Source organism: Clostridium chrysemydis (assembly GCF_015234215.1).
GTDB classification, from domain to species: domain Bacteria; phylum Bacillota; class Clostridia; order Clostridiales; family Clostridiaceae; genus Clostridium; species Clostridium chrysemydis.
Genome location: NZ_JADEKP010000006.1, coordinates 24,497 through 43,944, shown reverse-complemented (window position 1 = coordinate 43,944; position 19,448 = coordinate 24,497). Strand labels below are relative to the sequence as shown.

At 28.6% G+C, this 19,448-nt stretch carries 20 protein-coding genes, 1 tRNA gene and 1 other RNA gene; 15 read left to right on the top strand and 7 right to left on the bottom strand.

The window, feature by feature from the left end:
* Position 1 precedes the first annotated feature (1 nt).
* Both INR60_RS13880 and INR60_RS13875 read left to right on the top strand, forming a co-directional pair.
* On the top strand, positions 2–883 hold the full coding sequence (locus INR60_RS13880; RefSeq protein ID WP_194192101.1) for an ROK family protein: 882 nt from the start codon (positions 2–4) through the stop codon (positions 881–883).
* 65 nt (positions 884–948) lie between these two features.
* Positions 949–1,404: a hypothetical protein gene (locus INR60_RS13875; RefSeq protein ID WP_194192100.1), complete on the top strand. Its 456-nt coding sequence runs from the start codon at positions 949–951 to the stop codon at positions 1,402–1,404.
* Positions 1,405–1,418: 14 nt separating this feature from the next.
* On the opposite strand, the gene INR60_RS13870 is transcribed toward INR60_RS13875, so the two are convergent.
* The gene (locus INR60_RS13870; protein ID WP_194192099.1) at positions 1,419–2,036 is read right to left on the bottom strand and encodes a VTT domain-containing protein; all 618 of its coding nucleotides are present in this window, start codon (positions 2,034–2,036) and stop codon (positions 1,419–1,421) included.
* A gap of 183 nt (positions 2,037–2,219) precedes the next feature.
* Between INR60_RS13870 and INR60_RS13865 the strand changes: the two genes are divergently transcribed.
* Positions 2,220–3,161, top strand: a complete 942-nt coding sequence (locus INR60_RS13865; RefSeq protein ID WP_194192098.1) for a Gfo/Idh/MocA family protein — start codon at positions 2,220–2,222, stop codon at positions 3,159–3,161.
* A gap of 28 nt (positions 3,162–3,189) precedes the next feature.
* Here INR60_RS13865 and INR60_RS13860 read toward each other — a convergent pair whose 3' ends face one another.
* Together INR60_RS13860 and INR60_RS13855 are read right to left on the bottom strand one after the other, a co-directional pair.
* Entirely contained in the window at positions 3,190–5,250 is a 2,061-nt protein-coding gene (locus INR60_RS13860) for a methyl-accepting chemotaxis protein (RefSeq protein ID WP_194192097.1), read from the bottom strand.
* 102 nt (positions 5,251–5,352) lie between these two features.
* Positions 5,353–7,404 (bottom strand): methyl-accepting chemotaxis protein, encoded by a 2,052-nt coding sequence (locus INR60_RS13855; RefSeq protein ID WP_194192096.1) that lies wholly within the window; start codon positions 7,402–7,404, stop codon positions 5,353–5,355.
* A gap of 187 nt (positions 7,405–7,591) precedes the next feature.
* On the opposite strand from INR60_RS13855, the gene INR60_RS13850 reads away from it, so the two are divergent.
* Together INR60_RS13850 and ffs are read left to right on the top strand one after the other, a co-directional pair.
* Positions 7,592–7,682: transfer RNA gene (locus INR60_RS13850), tRNA-Ser, on the top strand.
* A 173-nt stretch (positions 7,683–7,855) separates the two neighbouring features.
* Positions 7,856–8,120: signal recognition particle sRNA large type (gene ffs / locus INR60_RS13845), an RNA gene on the top strand.
* Between the two features lie 134 nt (positions 8,121–8,254).
* On the opposite strand, the gene INR60_RS13840 is transcribed toward ffs, so the two are convergent.
* From INR60_RS13840 to INR60_RS13830, 3 genes are all read right to left on the bottom strand, one after another.
* The gene (locus INR60_RS13840; RefSeq protein ID WP_194192095.1) at positions 8,255–8,746 is read right to left on the bottom strand and encodes a dihydrofolate reductase; all 492 of its coding nucleotides are present in this window, start codon (positions 8,744–8,746) and stop codon (positions 8,255–8,257) included.
* Positions 8,746–9,537, bottom strand: coding sequence for a thymidylate synthase (locus INR60_RS13835; RefSeq protein WP_194192094.1), 792 nt, complete (start codon positions 9,535–9,537; stop codon positions 8,746–8,748). The genes INR60_RS13840 and INR60_RS13835 overlap by 1 nt, the downstream gene beginning before the upstream one ends.
* A gap of 71 nt (positions 9,538–9,608) precedes the next feature.
* Complete coding sequence (locus INR60_RS13830) at positions 9,609–10,226, bottom strand: hypothetical protein (protein ID WP_194192093.1); 618 nt, start codon at positions 10,224–10,226, stop codon at positions 9,609–9,611.
* A gap of 184 nt (positions 10,227–10,410) precedes the next feature.
* Here INR60_RS13830 and dnaX point away from each other — a divergent pair, with 184 nt between their 5' ends.
* Positions 10,411–12,042: a DNA polymerase III subunit gamma/tau gene (gene dnaX / locus INR60_RS13825; protein ID WP_194192092.1), complete on the top strand. Its 1,632-nt coding sequence runs from the start codon at positions 10,411–10,413 to the stop codon at positions 12,040–12,042.
* Positions 12,043–12,189: 147 nt separating this feature from the next.
* A complete protein-coding gene (locus INR60_RS13820) occupies positions 12,190–12,528 on the top strand; it encodes a YbaB/EbfC family nucleoid-associated protein (RefSeq protein WP_194192091.1) in 339 nt (112 codons plus the stop codon).
* Positions 12,529–12,577: 49 nt separating this feature from the next.
* On the opposite strand, the gene INR60_RS13815 is transcribed toward INR60_RS13820, so the two are convergent.
* On the bottom strand, positions 12,578–13,015 hold the full coding sequence (locus INR60_RS13815; RefSeq protein ID WP_194192090.1) for a hypothetical protein: 438 nt from the start codon (positions 13,013–13,015) through the stop codon (positions 12,578–12,580).
* A gap of 168 nt (positions 13,016–13,183) precedes the next feature.
* Between INR60_RS13815 and recR the strand changes: the two genes are divergently transcribed.
* The 8 genes from recR to INR60_RS13775 all read left to right on the top strand — a co-directional run bounded on the left by recR (position 13,184) and on the right by INR60_RS13775 (position 19,428).
* Positions 13,184–13,780 (top strand): recombination mediator RecR, encoded by a 597-nt coding sequence (gene recR / locus INR60_RS13810; RefSeq protein ID WP_194192089.1) that lies wholly within the window; start codon positions 13,184–13,186, stop codon positions 13,778–13,780.
* Between the two features lie 202 nt (positions 13,781–13,982).
* On the top strand, positions 13,983–14,261 hold the full coding sequence (locus INR60_RS13805) for a YaaL family protein (RefSeq protein ID WP_194192088.1): 279 nt from the start codon (positions 13,983–13,985) through the stop codon (positions 14,259–14,261).
* A gap of 12 nt (positions 14,262–14,273) precedes the next feature.
* Positions 14,274–14,525, top strand: coding sequence for a pro-sigmaK processing inhibitor BofA family protein (locus INR60_RS13800; RefSeq protein WP_194192087.1), 252 nt, complete (start codon positions 14,274–14,276; stop codon positions 14,523–14,525).
* A gap of 123 nt (positions 14,526–14,648) precedes the next feature.
* Positions 14,649–15,563 (top strand): ATP-binding cassette domain-containing protein, encoded by a 915-nt coding sequence (locus tag INR60_RS13795; protein WP_194192086.1) that lies wholly within the window; start codon positions 14,649–14,651, stop codon positions 15,561–15,563.
* A complete protein-coding gene (locus INR60_RS13790; RefSeq protein ID WP_194192085.1) occupies positions 15,563–16,810 on the top strand; it encodes a DUF2705 family protein in 1,248 nt (415 codons plus the stop codon). Before INR60_RS13795 ends, INR60_RS13790 begins: the two co-directional genes overlap by 1 nt.
* A gap of 146 nt (positions 16,811–16,956) precedes the next feature.
* Positions 16,957–17,871 carry an ABC transporter ATP-binding protein gene (locus INR60_RS13785; RefSeq protein WP_194192084.1) on the top strand — a complete coding sequence of 305 codons (915 nt, stop codon included), beginning with the start codon at positions 16,957–16,959 and terminating at the stop codon, positions 17,869–17,871.
* Complete coding sequence (locus INR60_RS13780; RefSeq protein WP_194192083.1) at positions 17,871–19,133, top strand: DUF2705 family protein; 1,263 nt, start codon at positions 17,871–17,873, stop codon at positions 19,131–19,133. The genes INR60_RS13785 and INR60_RS13780 overlap by 1 nt, the downstream gene beginning before the upstream one ends.
* Positions 19,134–19,251: 118 nt before the next feature.
* Complete coding sequence (locus INR60_RS13775) at positions 19,252–19,428, top strand: hypothetical protein (protein WP_194192082.1); 177 nt, start codon at positions 19,252–19,254, stop codon at positions 19,426–19,428.
* Positions 19,429–19,448 lie beyond the last annotated feature (20 nt).

The following is a 19,448-nucleotide window of genomic DNA, read 5'->3' as shown; positions in this document are numbered from 1 at the left end:
TATGTATGCTTGTATTGATATAGGAGGAACAGCTATAAAGGTAGCTGTATCTGATAAATTAGGAAACCTAAAGTCAAAATCAAAACTTAAAGTATCTGATAACTTTGAAGAGCTATCAGACACTATAGCAAACTGGATAGAAGATATGAAAAAAGAATACGAAATAGAAGGTTTAGCTATAAGTTCTCCAGGTGCAGTAGATTCTAAGAGTGGGATAGTTGGAGGAGACAGTGCAGTTCCTTGTATCCACGGACCAAACTTTAAAGAAGTATTTAAAGAAAAGACAGGTTTAAATGTTTCTATAGAAAATGATGCAAACTGCGCAGCTTTAGCAGAAGTTTTCTCAGGAAACGCTAAAGGCTTAAAAGATATGATGTTTTTAGTTTGTGGAACAGGTATAGGTGGCGCTATAGTAAGTGACGGAAAAATCCATCACGGAAAGCACTTATACGGAGGAGAATTCGGTTATATGCTTATGGAAGAAGAGGGTTCTAAATATAGAAACTTTAGTGAGTGTGCATCTACTATGTCTTTTGTAAGAAAGGTTAGAAAACACTACAATGACGATTCATATGATGGAGAGAGAATATTTAAAGAAGCTAGCTTAGGAAATGAGGTATGTATAGATGCTATAAATACTTTTTATAAAAACTTAGCTAAAGGAATATTTAATTTACAGCATATTTATGACCCTGAAATAATCCTTATAGGTGGAGGGATTAGTGAAAGAGAAGGGTTTATAGAAAGACTTGATAGTGAAATAGAAGAAATTAGAGAAAATATAGATATAAGAACAATTAAGCCTAAATTAGATATCTGTATACACAAAAATGACTCTAATCTTATAGGGGCTCTTGCAAATTACTTAAACGAATATAATTAATTTGTTAAAGAATACGAAATATAAAACGATACTTACATAATAGTAAAATTATGGAGGTATTTATTGTGGATATAAATAAATTAAATATTAACTATAATTATAAAAAAGATAATTTGGTTACTCCAAACATAGTAGATATTTTAAAGCCTAATAAAAAAGAAAATGATGAAGGTAAATCTTTAATAGCGGAGGCTATTAAAGAAAATATAAAATCAGAAAAACTTGCAAAAAAGCTAGCAAGTGGTAAGACTCTAACTGAGGAAGAATTAAATTATTTAAAATCTAAAAAGCCAGATTTATTTAAAAAGGCTAAAGATTTAAATAGTAAGAGAGCTTCTTTAGAGAGCGACTTAAGATCCGCTAAAACTAAAGAAGAAATAGAATTTATAATAAAAAAAGCTAAGGGTGAAGCTATACAATGTATGAGCTCAAAAAGCGAAGTTAATTTTATTGTAGGTAAGATTCAGTTAGATCTTATTGAAATGGCAAAAGAAAAGAATAGAATAAATATTTTAATATAAAAAAAGAAAGAGTTTTATGCTCTTTCTTTTTTCTTATAAAATTTCTTTATTAAAAATACTATAATTATTATTAAAACTAAACCTATAGCTACTATACTGTATTCTCCAAGGATTTTATTTATTAATTCCTTATTTTCACCAAGGAAATATCCTATAGAAATAAGGAATGTATTCCAGATAAGTATTCCTCCTAAAGAATAAAGTAGAAAGTGAGATAAGTTAAGTTTTATGCTTCCAACAACTAAAGATATATAAGTTCTAGTTAAAGGAAGAAGTCTTGTAAAAAATATAGAAGTCTTTTGGTATTTATTTATTAAACGGTTTATTTTTTCTATACTTTTTCTAGAGCCTTTGAATTTTACTTGTATTTTATCTAGTAAGATAGACCCTCCGAAATAACCTATGTAATAGCACGTTATAGAACCTAAAAGTCCTGCGATTACACTAACTGTTAAAGCACCTACAAAGGTTACGTTACCTGTAGCTGCTAAAAGGCCTACAAAGGGTAATATAACTTCACTAGGAAGAGGAAAACAAGCGTACTCTAGATATACGGCTAGAAATATTCCAAGGTATCCAAAGTTACCAATAATATTTAAAATAGTATCCACAAAATTATTAATTAAATCCACAGCTAATCTCCTTAATATGAATGTTTATGTAATTATAAATCATAAATGTTAAAAATAGGTTACGACAGAGTTAAAAGTAAAATTTACATATATAATTTTTGACAAATATATTAAAACGTTGTCATTATTTTGATAATGTGTAAAATAGATAATATAAAATTTATTATAAAGGGGAGAGAAATTATGAAACTTGGAATAATAGGCGCAGGATACATAGTAGATGAATTTTTAAAAAATTCTAAAGGTATAGAAAACTTAGAAATAATTTCATGCTTTTCAAGAACTTTTTCTAAAGCAAAAGATATATCTGAAAAATACGGTATAAAAAAGCCGTGCAAAACTTTAGAAGAATTATTAGATTCAGGTATAGACAGTATTTATATAGCATCACATAGTAATTCTCATTTGGAATATTCTACTATAGCTATAGAAAGAGGTTTAAACGTACTTTGTGAAAAACCAGTTACAACAAATTCTAAAGAATTAAGCAAAGTTTTAAGTTTAGCAGAAGAAAAGGGCGTAGTTTATATGGAAGCTATGAGACTTATTTATATGCCATCATACTTAAAGCTTAAAGAACTTTTAAAGGATGAGCATTTTGGAAAAATAATAAGCATAGAAACTAGCGCAGGGAGAATATCTAGTAGATTATATAGACACACCTTAGAATTAACTGGAGGGGCTTTAATGGACCTTGGAGTGTATTGTATATACGCTATAGTTGATCTATTAGGAGAGCCTTCTAAAATCTTAGCTGAAGCGTTAAAACTAGATACAGGAGTAGATTCTTCTACTACAGCTATTTTAAAATATAAAGATGCTATAGCTACTATGTATTGCACTTGCATTTCTCAAAGTAGAGGAGACCTTAGAGTGTTGTGTGAAAGAGGAACTATAACGCTTAAAGATTTTAGTGTATCAGATACTATAATATTAAGAGATATAGATAACAAAATAGAGACTATTAAAACTGAAAAAATTTCTACGGGGATGGCATACGAGATAAAAGCATTCGTAAATAAAGTAGCTTTAAAAGAAAATAAGGATAATAATTTATCACTTAAAGTTATGAAAACTTTAGATTCAATAAGAGAAAAGATAGAGCTTAAATATCCTAATGAATAAAAAAGAGAGGTTTTTAAACCTCTCTTTTTTATTTTACTTTAAATTGTTCAACTTTATTTCTAACATCTTCAGCTGTGCATTGTAATTCTTCTGCACTGTGGTTTATAGTTTCAAATGTTGAATCTTGCTCACTAGCAGAAGCATTAACCTCTTCTGTTATTGCAGCTATTTGTTGAGATGCACTTGAAACTTCTGAAATTGCAAGAAGAACTTCATCTTTTCTTTTATTTACAGTTGAAATCTCTGAAGAAATTTGTTTAGTTATTTCAACCATCTTACCTAAAGAACTTTCCATTTCTTTAAAGGAATCTTCCATTATATTAAATGAAGTATGCTCATTTATACTTAGTTCCTCAGTAGAACTTAAAGTTTTTTGAGTATCTACTACTAAGCTATCTATTTCAGAAATTATTTTACTTATATTTTCTGTAGCTTTTTGAGTATCGTTTGATAGATTTCTTATCTCATCTGATACAACAGCAAATCCTTTTCCAGCCTCACCAGCTCTTGCAGCTTCAATTGCAGCATTAAGTGATAGAAGGTTAGTTTGTTCTGCAATTTGGTTTATTACATTTAAGAAATTAGAGATATTATTTACTCCCTTTAATAAATCATCTATAGTAGCTTTTAAATTGCTAAAGCTTCTTGCAGAATCTTTTTTAGAGTTTATAAGATTTTCTATGTTGTTATTATTTTGAACTAGTGTGTCTACTACGTTATTACTTTGATTTATCATAATTTTATTATGTGAATCTAAAGAGTTAACGGCAGACTCTAAATCTTTTGTTTGCTCCTCACATTTTTGAGCTTCCATAGCTGAATCTGTAATTCTTTCAGTTATATTATTAATAGCAAGAGTTATCTCGTTATTAGTTGCTGTAACTTCTTCATTTATTGCAGAAAGATTGCTTGATTGATCAGTTACATTATTAACTGAAGCTTGTACATCAGTTAATACATTAGATAAGTTTTCTAAAGTATCATTAAGCTCGTTTGCAAGTGATTCTATTTCATCACCTGTTTTTATATCGTTTATTCTAAAACTTAAATCTCCCTTTGAAAGAAGTCCAATATAATCTTTAAGTTTCTTTATTGGATTTGAGAAACTCTTTGCAAGGAAGAAAGTGATAATAAGTGCAATTATTAAAATTACAGCAGCTACTAAGTTTGACATTAAAGAAATCTTATCTATAGGGGCATAAAAATCTTTAACTATACCTGTAGAATATACATGCCATCCTGTTGAAGGCATAGTAGATGTTAGTGCCATTTTTTCTTGTCCGTTTAATGTATAGTTAACTCTTGATACGTTGTTATTATTTTCATCCTTTACAGCTTTATCTTGACCTAAGTCAATTTTTTGGCCTATTAAATCTTTATTTGAATTATAAATCATAACGCCGTCTTCATCAGTTAAACATACATTGAATGTATCTTTGTTATATGGTGATAATAATGGCTTATAGGCATCAGAAACTATATCTTTACATATAACTCCTATAAAATTACCATCTTTATCTGTCATTCTTCTAGCTACAACATTAATGTAGTTTCCAGATTCATTTGATTTAATAAGATTTGATATGTAAGTATCTTTTCCAGACTGGATTTCTTTAAAATACTTTCTATCTGAAACATTTCTTAAAATTCCAGCTTCATCTGAAGAAGCAACTATTACCCCATCTTTATTTATTAAATACTGTGATTCTATATGAGATTTTTCAGTATCTTTTTTAAATATAGAGTTTATTTCTTTTTGAGTTTTTGAAGCCTTAGAATCTGATTTTTTTAAGTCATTAGCGTCTACTTTAGCAAAATTTGTAAAATTTTGATCAAATAAAAATCCATTGAGTTCAACAGCTTCACTTTTTAGATAGTAACCAAGTGATTCAGAAATACCAGTTACGTCCGATTCAAATGTTGCAATTATTTGATTGGTTTGTTCTTTTTTCACTAGGTTAAATGTTAATTGAGATGTAGCAATTTGACTTAAAATTAGTAAAATCCCTACAATCATAACAAATTTGGTTTGAATTGATTTTGTCACTTTAAAGTCTTTTAGTTTTTTAAAACTTTTACCCTTAAACATTAATATACTCCTCGTTAATTATTTTAAATTATAATACAAGAATAAATTATATTATAAAATTTATTAAAAAATCAATTAACAAGGAGTAAATATTAGTATTAATTAGTCAATTATGAAATTTTCTACCTTAGATCTTACGTCTTCTGCTGTGAATTGTAATTCACTTGCACTAGTATTAATTGTGTCAAAAGTTAGACTTTGTTCGTTTGCTGATGCAGAAAGCTCTTCTGTTATTGCAGCAATTTGCTGAGAGCTATCTGATACTTCAGAAATACTTGTAAGAACAGCATTTTTCTTTTCATTTACTAAGTTTATTTCGTTTGAAATCATATTAGTTATAGAAACCATCTCGTTTAAAGAAGTTTCCATTTCGCTAAATGAAGATGCCATTAATTTAAAGTAATTATTTTCGTCTGTATTTAGCTTTTCAGTAACATCTAGAGTAGTTTTAGTTTCACCTACTAAATTATCTATTTGATTTATTATGTCTCTGATTTTTTCAGTTGCAATTTGAGTATCGCTTGAAAGTGTTCTTATTTCGTCAGATACTACAGCAAAGCCTTTTCCAGCCTCGCCAGCTCTTGCAGCTTCAATAGCAGCATTTAAAGATAAAAGATTAGTTTGCTCTGCTATTTGGTTTATATCATTTAAGAAAGTGCTTATATTTTTAACACCTCCAATTAATTTATCTATAGTAGACTTTAGTTCTTCAAAACTACTATAAGACTGCTCTTTAGAATCTAATACTGTATCTAAATTCTTGTTATTAGAATTTAATGATTCAACAACAGAATCACTTTGATTAACCATAAGTTTATTATTTTCTTCTAAAGAAATCATTGATAATTCTAATTCTTTAGTTTGATCCTCGCAGTTTTGTGCTTGAAGGGCTGAATCTGTAATTCTCTCAGTTATATTATTTATAGCTAAATTTATTTCGCTATTAGTTGCAGTTACTTCTTCATTTACAGCAGATAAATTACTAGATTGGTCTGTAACTGTATTTATTGTAGTTTTAACTTCTCTAAGAGTAGTAGATAAGCTATCTAAAGCTATATTTAACTCGTCAGAAAGTTCTTCTATTTCGTCTTTAGTTTTTATATCTGTAATTCTAAAGTTTAATTCTCCCTTAGCTATCTTTGCAGTATAGTCTTTTAATTTCTTTATAGGGTTTGAGAATTTTTTAGCTGCATATGATGTGTAGATTAAAGATATTATTAATATAACTAAAGTAAGGATGCCTGATGTATATAATATCCTCATAATAGGTTCATTTATATCAGATTTGTGCCCAGTAGAATGAACTGTCCAACCTAAACCAGGTATTTTATCTGTTATAGCTAGTTTGTCTGAATCCTTATATTTATAAGATAATTCACTCATTCCATCACCTAAGTCTTTAGTATCATAAATATCTAATTTTATTTCAGTGCCTATTAAAGAATCATCTACGTTATAAACAACTTGTCCTTTTTTATCAGTTAGAAATACATTGTATCTATCAACATTATATTTCTTTAAAAGATCAACATAAGCGTCAGAAGTTAAATCCTTACCTATCATTCCGATAAAGTTTCCTTTTTCATCTGTCATTCTTCTAGCTATAACATTTATATGTTTTCCAGATGAATCTGTAGAAACTAGCATATCAGATATATATGTATCTTCTCCCTCTTTCATCTTCTTGAAATAATCTCTATCAGAAACATCTGCAAAAAGCACAGATTCATCACCAGAAGATACTATAATACCGTCTTTATTAACTAAGTAAACATCAGATACGTATTTTTTACTCATATCTTTTTTTAATATTTTATTTAACTCTTCTTGTGATTTCTTTAGTTTAGCGTCCTTTCCTTTAAGATCATTTACATTTGAAACCGCTAAATCTTTAAATTTTTGATCAAATAGAAATCCGTTTATTTCAAGAGATTCACTATCTAAAAAATATTTTATTGTTGAAGCTATTCCACGTGCATCAGATTGGAATATTGAAATAATTTGTTCTTCTTGAATCGGTTTTGATAAGAAGAAGGAAAGGGTAGAGGTTGCAATTTGGCTAAAGATTAAAATACCTCCAACTAGAAGTATAAATTTCCCTCTAATAGATTTAGTAAATGAGAAGTTTTTTATTTTATTTTTAAAATTATTCAAGTTTTGTTCCTCCTTTTCATTTGTAATTATTTTGAAGTGGTTATATTATCGTAGATATTGTAGAAAAATTAAGTATTTAATAAATAAAAGTTAATAATAATAAAAAATAAATAAATGAAAATGTTTAAAAGTGATAAAAACGAATGAGTTTTAAAAATAAAAGTAATGTGATATTATTAGTATATAAGGAGAGATGTCCGAGTGGCCGAAGGAGCACGCCTGGAAAGCGTGTATAGGATTTACTTCTATCAGGGGTTCAAATCCCCTTCTCTCCGCCAAAGATTTTTACTCTCATAAAAAACCATTGAATTTAAAAAGTTTATATGATATTATTAGTGAGTAAATTAAATCATGAATATGGAGAGTCCTAAAATTTCTTAAAGCTTAAGAAATTTTGCAGTGCGAGTAGAGTTACTCTACTGTAGGTGCAACTCCTACACTCTTTACCATACCGTGCTAGATGGGGAGTTAGCGGTGCCCTGTAACTTGCAATCCGCTATAGCAAGATCGAAGTCCTCGTAGAGGCCTTAAACTTTAGGGTCTGCCCTACGTAAGTGGTGTTGATGGCTGGGTCCCACGCAACGGGAGCCCATGAACTTTGTCAGGTCCGGAAGGAAGCAGCAATAAGTGGTTTCTTCCGTGTGCCGTGGATCAATCTGGCCTGAGCTAACTGCGGAGGTAACGCCTAGAGTTTATTGTCGAAGCGAGGTGCATGGTTTTTTTATGAAAAAAAATAGCTAATTTAAATAAATTAGGTTACTCTTCAATAGGATTTAGATAGAGAACAATAGGATAAGAAAGAGAGGGCATCTTACTTTTGTAAGATACCCTCTTTTTCTATTCTTAAAAACTATTTTCTTTTTAAATCTATAAACTCATAATTTAATCCACTTTTTTCGTCTAATAACTTAGGAGAAGTGTTAATAACTTCCCAGTTATTAAGGTCTATCTGTGGAAAGAAAGTATCAGCTTCAAAGTCTTTGTGAATTTTAGTTAGATATATTTTATCTGCATAAGGCATTAAAGATTTATATATTTCACCGCCACCTATTATAAAAACTTCTTCTTTAGAATCTTTATATTCCTTTAAAAAGTCATCTAAATTATTAAATATAGTAACTTTATCAGAAGAAACAGAAAAATTCTTATCTCTAGTTAAGATTAAATGAGGCCTGTTTGGTAAAATACCAGGAAGGGACTCGAAAGTCTTTCTTCCCATAAAGATTTTGTGAGATGATGTAATCTCTTTAAATCTTTTTAAATCTTCAGAAATATGCCATAAAAGCTTGTTATCTTTTCCGATAGCATTGTTAGAAGCTGTAGCAACTATTATAGATAACATTATACTGAAACCTCCATTTTTATTGATGGATGGTATTCATAGTTTTCTAGTTTTATATCTTCAGGAGTGAAATCGTAGAAATCTTTAATTTCTGGATTTAACCAAAGCTTTGGTGCTTCGTAAGCATCGTTTCTTCTGCTTAATTGGATTTTCATTCCTTCGATTTGATTTTCATATATGTGAGCATTATTTATTACGTGAGTAAATAAACCAGGTTTTAATCCTGTAACTTGTGCAATTAAGTGAACAAGCACTGCGTATTGGGTAGTGTTAAAAGGTACACCTAGTGGGATATCTCCACTTCTTTGTACAAGCATACAGTTAAGTCTACCATCTGTTACATCCCACATAGTTAGGAAGCAACAAGGGTGAAGTGCACCTGTATCTAAGTATGGAATTTGCCAAAGGTTTATCATCATTCTTCTATCTTGAGGATTATTTTTTAAAGCTTCGATTAATTTATCTAATTGATCGAATTTTTTAACAACCCAACCGTAAGAAGTTCCGATAGTTCCGTCTTCCATCATCCATTCGTTCCATATTTTAACGTTTTGTTCTTGTAGTTTTTTTACGCTATTTGATTGATCTTTATATATCCATAAAAGCTCTTTTACAGCAGTTTTGAATGCTACGAATTTAGTAGTTAAAATAGGAAATTCTTTTTCTAAATCAAATTGCATAAATTGGTGTGGTATTTTGTAAGTAGCTACACCAGTTCTGTTTTGATCGTAATAACCGTTATCTAATATCTTTTCTACAATATCTAAGTATTGTTTGTCATAAAGACTCATAAAAAGACACCCCTTTCTAAAAATATCTACTTAATTCTATATTATAGATTATAATAATTCAAATTAATATATTAAATAAATAATATGTGTAAGCACATAAGAACTATAAAAGATATTCCTAGATGTTTGTGAGGTAAAATATTTTTATTAAAAATTCTAAAGATACCAGATACTATAATAATAAATAAATTAATCATAGCTAAAACTCCAAATATATATCCTATTTCCCACTTAAAACCTAGTGATAAAAAAATGCATCCATGTATTAAAATTATTGAACCTGCAAGAAGTGCAAAAATTATATGATATCTTTGAAAAAATTTAGCAAAAGGCATTAAAATTTCTCTGAATTTTTTAAAAGGATAACTATCTAATATTCTATTTGAAATATCAGTTGGTATTTCAAAATTAAATCTTGATAATTGTTTATTTAATAAAGAAACACCGCGAGAACTTAAATCTTTAATCAAAAATCTCAAAATGAATAATCCTAAAGCTAAGAAAAATCCTATTTCAGAAATAGTAGCTATATTTTTTGCAAATGATTTTAAAGGTTTATAAGTAAAACTTAAAAAATAATTTGAAGCAAAAAAGTATATAGCAAATGATAAAGATGCTAAAAATAATATTATGCCTATAAAAAAGAATATTAAATGGGACTTTTGAAATTTATTAAGTTTATTTTTCATTACTTTTCCTCCTTATACGAATGTATATAAACATTATCTAACGAATTTTTTATTAAATAAATAAAAAAACTAAATCTTAATACTAAATTAGTAATTTGTATATAATTATGAAATCTATTAATTAATTCGCTATTAGTGTATAATAATATGTAAACTTAAACTTTAAAAAGAAGAGGTGATAACCTTGGCATATACAGCATTGTATAGAGAATGGAGACCTAAAACATTTAAAGATGTAGTAGGGCAAGAACATATAACGACAACGCTTAAAAATCAAATATTAAACGATAGAATAGCTCACGCATATCTTTTTTGCGGAACTAGAGGAACAGGTAAAACCTCTACTGCTAAAGTTTTTGCAAAAGCAGTAAACTGCACTAATTTACAAGAAGGAGAACCTTGTAACGAGTGTGATATGTGCAAAAAGATAAACGAAGGATTAGCTATAGATGTTACAGAACTAGATGCAGCATCAAATAACGGTATAGATAAAATTAGAGATATTATAGATGACGCTAAATACCCTCCTCAAGAAGCAAAATATAAAGTATATATTATGGATGAGGTTCACATGCTTTCAACAGGAGCTGTAAACGCGTTTTTAAAAACTTTAGAAGAACCTCCGTCTAACGTAATATTTATATTAGCAACGACAGATCCTCAAAAATTACCTATAACTATACTTTCAAGATGTCAAAGATTTGACGTTAAAAGAATAAGTAATGAGGATATAAAAAAGAGGCTTAGAGAGATAGTAGATAGTAAAGGAATTTATGCTGAAGATAAGAGTTTAGAACTTGTAGCTAGAGTATCAGATGGTGCTATGAGGGATTCTTTAAGTATATTAGATCAAGCTATTTCTATGGGAAATGGTGCAGTAGATTATAACGAACTAGTTTCTATGCTAGGGCTTGTTACTAACGAGTATCTACTAAAATTAACAGAATGCACTATAGAAAAAAACATTGAAGGTGCTATAGGAACTATAGACGATATAGTTTTTGCAGGAAAAGATGTTTTCTTATTTATAAAAGATTTAGTAGCTCACTATAGAAATCTTCTTATGGTTAAAGTAACAAATAACCCAGAAGAAGTTTTAGATATGTCTTTAGAAAATATAGAATTAATAAAAGAGCAAGGAAACAGAATAAGAGTAGAGGAGATAATGAGAAGCATTAGAATACTTCAAGAAGCTGAAGCTAATGCAAAATTATCAAAACAAGCTAGATTATATCTTGAACTTGCCATAATAAAGATTTGCAAAATAGAGTATGATAATTCAAATGAAGTAATACTTTCAAGAATAAACAGACTTGAAACTGCACTTAAATCAGGTAAAATAGTAGTTTCAAAAGGTGCATCTCCTAAAGAAGAGGGGGCTGTAACTTCTACTAATTCACTTAATAGTATGAAAGCTAAAGTAGCACCTAAAAAAGAAACAGTTCACACGTATAGCGATGATGAATTATCTAATAGTATTAATATAAATGCGGTAAAATCTTCTTGGAGAGATATCTTAGAAGAATTTAAAAATAGAAGAAATATGATAATTTACGCATCTATTACTACAGGTAGACCAGCTACATGTGAAAACGGAGTAGTCACTATAGAATATGATGAGCAATACTCATTTAACAAAGAAAGATTAGAAAAGCCAGATAACAACAAAGTAATAAACGAAGTCTTTTCTGATGTTTTAAAAAATAGAGTAAGAGTTAATTTTAAAGTTAAAGAAAATAATGAAGAAGTTAAAAATCCAGAAGAAGTTTTAACTGATGTTATAGGTTCAGACTTTTTAGAGATTATTGACGAATAAACAAATATTAAAGTTAAAACACTAAGGTACAAATAAAGATATGGTATCATAGTATAAAATAAAACATAAGAATATAACCTTATAGAAAAGCAAATAAAAATAATATATAATAAAAATTAGATTTTAATTTTTAGAGGAGGACTATTTATGGCAAAAGGTGGATTCCCAGGTGGTATGGGAGGAATGAATAACTTAATGAAGCAAGCTCAACAAATGCAAAAGAAAATGGAACAAATGCAAAAAGAGCTTGAAGAAAAAGAATTCGAAGCATCAGTTGGAGGCGGAGCTGTTACTGTTAAAACTAACGGTAAAAAAGAAGTTCTATCTATAAACATAAAGCCTGAAGTTGTTGATGAAGATGACGTAGAAATGTTAGAAGACTTAATTCTTAGTGCAGTAAACGAAGCGTTAAGAAAAGCAGAACAAGAAACTTCAAGTCAAATGGGTAAATTAACTGGTGGAATGAATATACCAGGATTATTCTAATAAATTAAAATAGCTATCTTTTTTAAGATAGCTATTTTTTTATTTTAAATTAATTAGATTCTAACAAAAGATTATATATTTTTTTCATCTCAGGAGAGAAATTTTTATCTTTTTTATTTTCATCTACTAAATAATAATTTTTCTTTTTTGTTTCTAATATTATCTTGTAGATCTTTTTGTTTTCTTCAGGATGAGTTTCTTCTAAAATATCGAATTTATTTACATCTTTTAAAGGTATTTTAGTTAAACCATTAACTTCAGCTTCTCCTGTAAGTGGTAAAAAGTAAACACTTTCTAAATAGAAGTATCTATCAGATAGAGTTAAAATAAAATTTTCCATAACGCTACCTGCGCTAGATGGAGCTAGAAATGATAAAACACTCCCAAATAAAAAACTTTTTGCAGCATCACTGTTAGATGCAGGTTTCTTTACTACTACACTTATTAGTTGATTTTCTCCAGATTCTAGTTCAATCATTCTTTTCATAAAATCGTCCCCCTTTATTGATATAATTATATCACCACTAAAGTAAAAAAATTACACTCTGAGGAATTAATAACAAATTATTTAAGATTTCAAAAAAAGTTTGTCCTAAATGGTTTTTTAGATTAAACTACATTTATGAAGATAAAAAGAAGAGAGGGAAATTAAATTATGGAATTTTATCCAGTTGCTATAGAAAAATTAATAGAAGAGTTTGCAAAGCTACCTAGTATAGGGAAAAAATCAGCGCAAAGATTAACTTTACATATATTAAACTTACCAGAAGAAGAAGTAAAAGATTTTGCAAATGCACTAGTTCAAGCTAGAGGAACTATAAAGTATTGTTCAATTTGTGGAAACTTTACAGATAGTGATCCTTGTTCTATTTGTTCAAATCCTTCAAGGGATAAAAGCACTATTTGTGTAATTGAAGAACCTAAAGATATAATGACTATGGAAAAAGTTAAAGAATATAATGGAGTATATCATGTACTTCACGGAAATCTTTCTCCTATGCAAGGAAGAGGACCACAAGATATTAGAATAAGAGAATTAGTATCTAGAATGAGAGAAGAAGTTAAAGAAGTAATAGTAGCTACAAATCCTAACATAGAAGGTGAAGCTACAGCTATGTATATAGCAAAAATACTTAAACCTTTAGATGTAAAAGTAACTAGAATAGCGGCAGGAATACCAGTTGGTGGAGACTTAGAGTATGCAGATGAAGTTACATTATCAAAGGCATTAGAAGGAAGAACTCAAATATAAAAAAAGAAGGACTCAAAAATTTGAGTCCTTAAAATATAGATGGGAGTTAGAAGTTTTGTTTGAGAATGAGTGAAAAGCTTCTTATAGTTTTAATATATGGACTATAGAAAAAAATGTTCCTTAAAGTTTAATAGGCTGTATATAATTTTAGCTTCTTGGAAAAAATTAAAATATAAAAATGATTTTTTCGGAGGGGTAGATTATGAATAGTAAATTTTTAGGAGAGTATTTCAAATGGGGCAAAATAGAATCAGAAGAAGATAAACTTTTAGCGGAAATTGAACAATCTAAAGCTGAAATGGAAATTGCAGCAAGCGTATTTAATAATGTTAGAGATCCATTATTAGTAGAAGTTGCAATTTATGCAGAAAAAGCAGCAAAAAAGAGATATGAATATCTTATAGAAGTTGCGAAAAAAAATCATATTTCAGTAGATGGAGAATATATAATAGAAAGATGTACAAGACTTGCAAAGTATTAAGGAGTGAATCAAATGTCTAATGGAGAAATAATTATATATGGACTAGTAGGTGTAGTAATCCTATATGTTCTACTAAAATTACTAAAATGGCCAATAAAATTACTTATTAACGGAATAGCTGGAGTTATAGCGTTATATATAGTTAATTTATTAGGGGCATCTTTTGGTATAAGTATAGGAATAAACATATTTACAGCTCTTATAGCAGGTATCTTAGGGTTACCCGGAATAATAGCACTTATATTGTTTCAAATGTTTTTCTAAGAATAAGGCAATCTAAATATTTAGATTGCCTTATTTTTTTTTAAGAAATTGTTAAGGAAAAACGGAACTTTAAATTAAGGAAATATATGTAATATAAATATATAGAGACAAGGGGGAGTAGTAGTGAAAGTATTAGAAGTTAAAGGATTAAAAAAGAAAATTGGATCTAGAGAGATAATTAAAGATTTAAGTTTTTCAATTGAAGAAGGTGAAATTTACGGATTTTTAGGGCCTAACGGAGCTGGAAAGACGACTACTATAAGAATGTTAGTTGGACTTATTCACCCAACATGTGGAGAAATAACTATATGTGGTGAGAAACTTTCAAAAAATAAAGAGAAAGCCTTAAAAGATGTTGGAGCTATAGTTGAAAATCCAGAGCTTTATTCTTACCTTTCAGGAAGAGAAAATCTTATGCAAATAGCATATATAAGAAAAGTAAGTAAAGAAGAAGTTAACGAACTTATAAAAACTGTAGGTTTAGAAGATAGAATAGATGATAAGGTAAAGAAATATTCTTTAGGAATGAAACAAAGACTAGGGCTTGCAGCAGCATTAATAGGAAAACCTAAGCTTTTAATTTTAGATGAACCTACGAATGGATTAGACCCTTCAGGAATAATAGATTTTAGAAGTATAGTAAAATCAGCAGCAAGAAAACATAATATGGCAGTTTTAATCTCTTCACATATATTATCAGAAGTTCAACAGCTTTGTGATAAGGTTGCATTTATAAATGATGGTGTAATAAAAGCTGTAGAAGATATGGATATAGCTATAAGTAGTACAGAAAAAGAAAGCATAACTTTAATATCATCAACTGATATAAAAGATGCAGTCAATAAAATAAAAACTATTAAATTTGTTACAGCTGTAGAAGATAAAAATGGTGTAATTAATATAGTTATCGAATCAAATAAAGCTCCAGAACTAGTAAGAGAAATAGTTAAATTAGAAATCGGAGTAGAAGAGTTTAAGAAAAATAGAGAAGGATTAGAACAAAGGTATATGGAACTTGTTGAAGGGGGAATAAGATAATGCTTTTTAGATTAATAATAAACGAACTTAAAAAAATATTTAAAAGGCCTAAAACTTGGGTTGTATTTGCATTGTTTTTTGTATTTATCTTAGGATTAAATATTATAGGATATAAATCGGCTAAAAGTTGGGAAGAAAATTCTAAAGTAGAAAATAGAATAAAATCAGAGCAAGATTATTTAGCACACGAAAAAAACAACCTAAAAGAAAATGAAAATAGTTTTAAGAATGCTCAAACTGATAAAGATAAAGAGTTTTATAAATCAGAAGTAGGTTTTGGGAAAGACAGAATTAAAGAGATAGAAAATACTATAAAAACTTTAGAAAAAGAAAAGAATAATCCACCAAAAACGTGGCAAGAAGAAGTAAAGGCTGAGAAAAAAGAATTAACAAACAGACTAGAAGAATTAAAAAGACAAGAAAATAACATATACACAAAAAGAGAAGAAGGTCACATTAAAAGAGAAATAGAAAATAATGACTATTATTTAAATAACAATATAAAACCTGTTGATAAATTTGGGTTTTCAATAGGAGAAAACTTTGGTATAATTTCAAGCTTATTAGGGCTTGGAATACTTGCAGCAGGGATTGCTGTATTTGCAAGTGATATAGTATCAGGAGAATGTACACCTCCAACATTTAAATTTTTATTAGTACAACCTATAAGTAGAAGCAAAGTAATATTATCTAAATATATATCAATAGTTTTAACAACGGTAATTCTAATAATAGGAACGCAGCTTTTAATAACTGTCTTAGGGGTCGGAATAATAGACGGATTTGATACTTTAAAATCTATGGTGTTTGTAGATCAAAGATATGAATTTATAAAGCAAGGAGCAGAAACTATACTTATGCCTATAGATGCTACAGGAAAATATGTAACTTACGGAGCATTCTTATTAAGAGGATTCGCTATGCAAACTTTATTTGTAATAGCTGTAACTAGCTTTGTATTTATGATATCTTCATTATTTAATAGTAGTATGATGTCTATGGCAGTTTCAGTAGTTGTAGGGGTACTTGGATCTGCAACTATGTCAATCCCATATATAAGTAAATTTGCAGACCTAAACTTTTTAAGTTATGGTGATGTAGCAAATGTAATAATGGGTGATATAAATCAAATGCATAATCTTGAGAATATATTACCTCAAACAGGAATAATAGTTATGATAATAACTATTATAGTGACATACTTAATAGCTCATACAAGATTTGTAAAAAGAGATATATTAGTTTAAAATAAAAAAGATGCTAAAGCTTTAGTTTTAGCATCTTTTTTTAATTTTACAATTTTAAGAAAAGATTAAGGAAATACTTTTAAATATATTAAGATACATAATGTATTCTGAAAACAATAGGTTTATAAGGGGGATAGAAGAGTTTTATGAAGGTTTTAGAGGTAAGTAATCTAAAAAAAAGAATAGGCAGTAGAGAAATAATAAAAGATTTAAATTTTTCAATAGAAGAAGGAGAGATATTTGGATTTTTAGGGCCTAACGGTGCAGGGAAAACTACTACTATAAGAATGCTTGTAGGGTTAATGCTACCTACTTACGGAGAAATAAAGATATGCGGAATAAATTTAGTTAAAGATAAAGAAATCGCTTTAAGAGATGTAGGTGCTATCGTTGAAAATCCAGAGCTTTATTCATACTTAACAGGAAGACAAAACCTTATGCAAATAGCAAGGATAAGAAAGGTTTCAAAAGAAGAGGTAGAAGAGCTTATAGAGACTGTAGGACTTCAAAACAGAATAGATGATAAAGTAAAAAAATATTCTCTTGGGATGAAACAAAGGTTAGGTCTTGCAGCAGCCTTGCTTGGGAGACCTAAACTTTTAATATTAGATGAACCTACTAATGGGCTTGACCCTTCTGGAATAATAGATTTTAGAAATATAGTAAAAACTGCGTCTAGAAAATATAATATGTCTGTTCTTATTTCCTCTCATATTTTATCTGAAGTTCAGCAACTTTGTGATAAGGTTGCTTTTATAAACGAAGGTGTTATAAAAAGTGTAGAGGATATGAATATAGCTATACATAACATAGAAAAAGAAAGCTTAAGTTTAGTAGTTTCTAGTGATATGAAAGAAGCACTTCTAGCACTTCAAAAAGTTCCATTTGTTGCAAGTGCAAAAGAAAGAAATGGAGTTATAAATATAATTATAGAATGGGATATGACTCCAGAACTTATAGAAAATTTAGTTAAATACGGAGTTAAAATAGAAGAAATACGTAAAAATAGAGATGGTCTTGAAAGAAGATATATGGAATTAGTTAAAGGGGGCGTAAAATAGTGCTTTTTAGCTTAGTTAAAAATGAACTTATAAAAATTTTTTGTAAGAAGAAGACTTGGTTTATAATTATAGCTACTCTATGTGGGTTAGTTCTTATGAACTTTCTTATGTATATGCAAGCAGAAGAAAGAAGAAAGAGCGACTTACCTGAAAATAGAATAAAACAAATAGAACATAATATAGCAGAATATAAAAGCAGAATAATAGAAACTAAAGAAACTATAGAAGATTTAGATAAAAACTCTGAAAAAGAAAAGTTAGAATATCTAAAAGAAAGTCTTAAAGATGAAGAGAATCAATTGAAAAATGAAAAAGAATATTTAAACGAAGTAAAAAAGGAAATTAATTCGCCTAAAAAACATTGGAGGGAAAAGGTTAAAGAGGATAGTGATTCTTTAAATGTTAGAAAAAAGGAAATTTTAAAGTTTAATAGTAAAAGTGAAGAAAATCTTCAAGAATTAGATAATATAAATAGAAGCCTAGAAGAAAATAGCTATTATTTAGATAATAATGTAGAGCCTATAGATAGTTACGGATTTTCGCTTGGAATAAATGCTATGTATATATTTTTCTTTTTGGGAGTTGGAATTATAGGTGCCTTAATGTCTGTATTTATGAGCGATATAGTTTCAGGGGAATGCAGTCCTCCAACATTTAAATTTTTACTTGTACAACCTATAAGTAGAAGTAAAATTCTAGTTTCAAAGATAATAGCAATAAATATAGCAGCACTTCTTATAATTTTAGGGTCTGAAGTTATTGTAAATATAATAGGCATAGGAATTATCGATGGATTTGATTCTTTAAAAGCATTAATAACAGTTGGAGAAGGGTTTAGAAAAGTTTTTAGATATGATACCATCAATATGGAACTTATAAATGGTTCAGGGTATTTTATAACTTACTTTGAATTTATATTAAAAAGCTTTATGTATCAATCTGTATTTTTAATAACATTAACTTCTTTTATATTTATGATTTCATCATTATTTAAAAGTAATATCATGTCTATGTCTGTTTCTGTAATAATAACGGTAGTAGGAGGAGTACTTCCACAAATAGAACTTTTAAGGTCTGGAGTTCTTAAATATTCTTTCCTAAGCTACGGAGATGTTACTCATCTTATTACAGGCTGGTTAGGTGGAAGATTGTATGTTGAAAATTTTACGCCTAATTTTGCAGTTATAGTGATGTTAATAACTACAGTAGTATGTTATACAATATCCTTTTTAAGGTTTAAAAATAGAGATATAATTATATAAAATTAAGGGATAATCTTAAATGTTTAAGGTTATCCCTTTTAAATTTAATAATGTTTTTACTATAAGGAAATTTTTATTTGGTATAATAAGTGTAAAGATTAAATTAGGAGTGAAATAAATGGCAGCAGGAACAGGTGTTAATTGCAAGGAATGTCCAGAACTTAAGAATGGTAACTGTGACGGAAAAGATTTAGGGTGTGTTTGCTATAAATGTCCTAGAAAACTAAGCGTTTGCATGATAACGAAATATTGTAGAGAAACAGAATCAGTCTTATACTTTGGACCAGAATGGTAAAAAGGAGAGTGCATTAAATT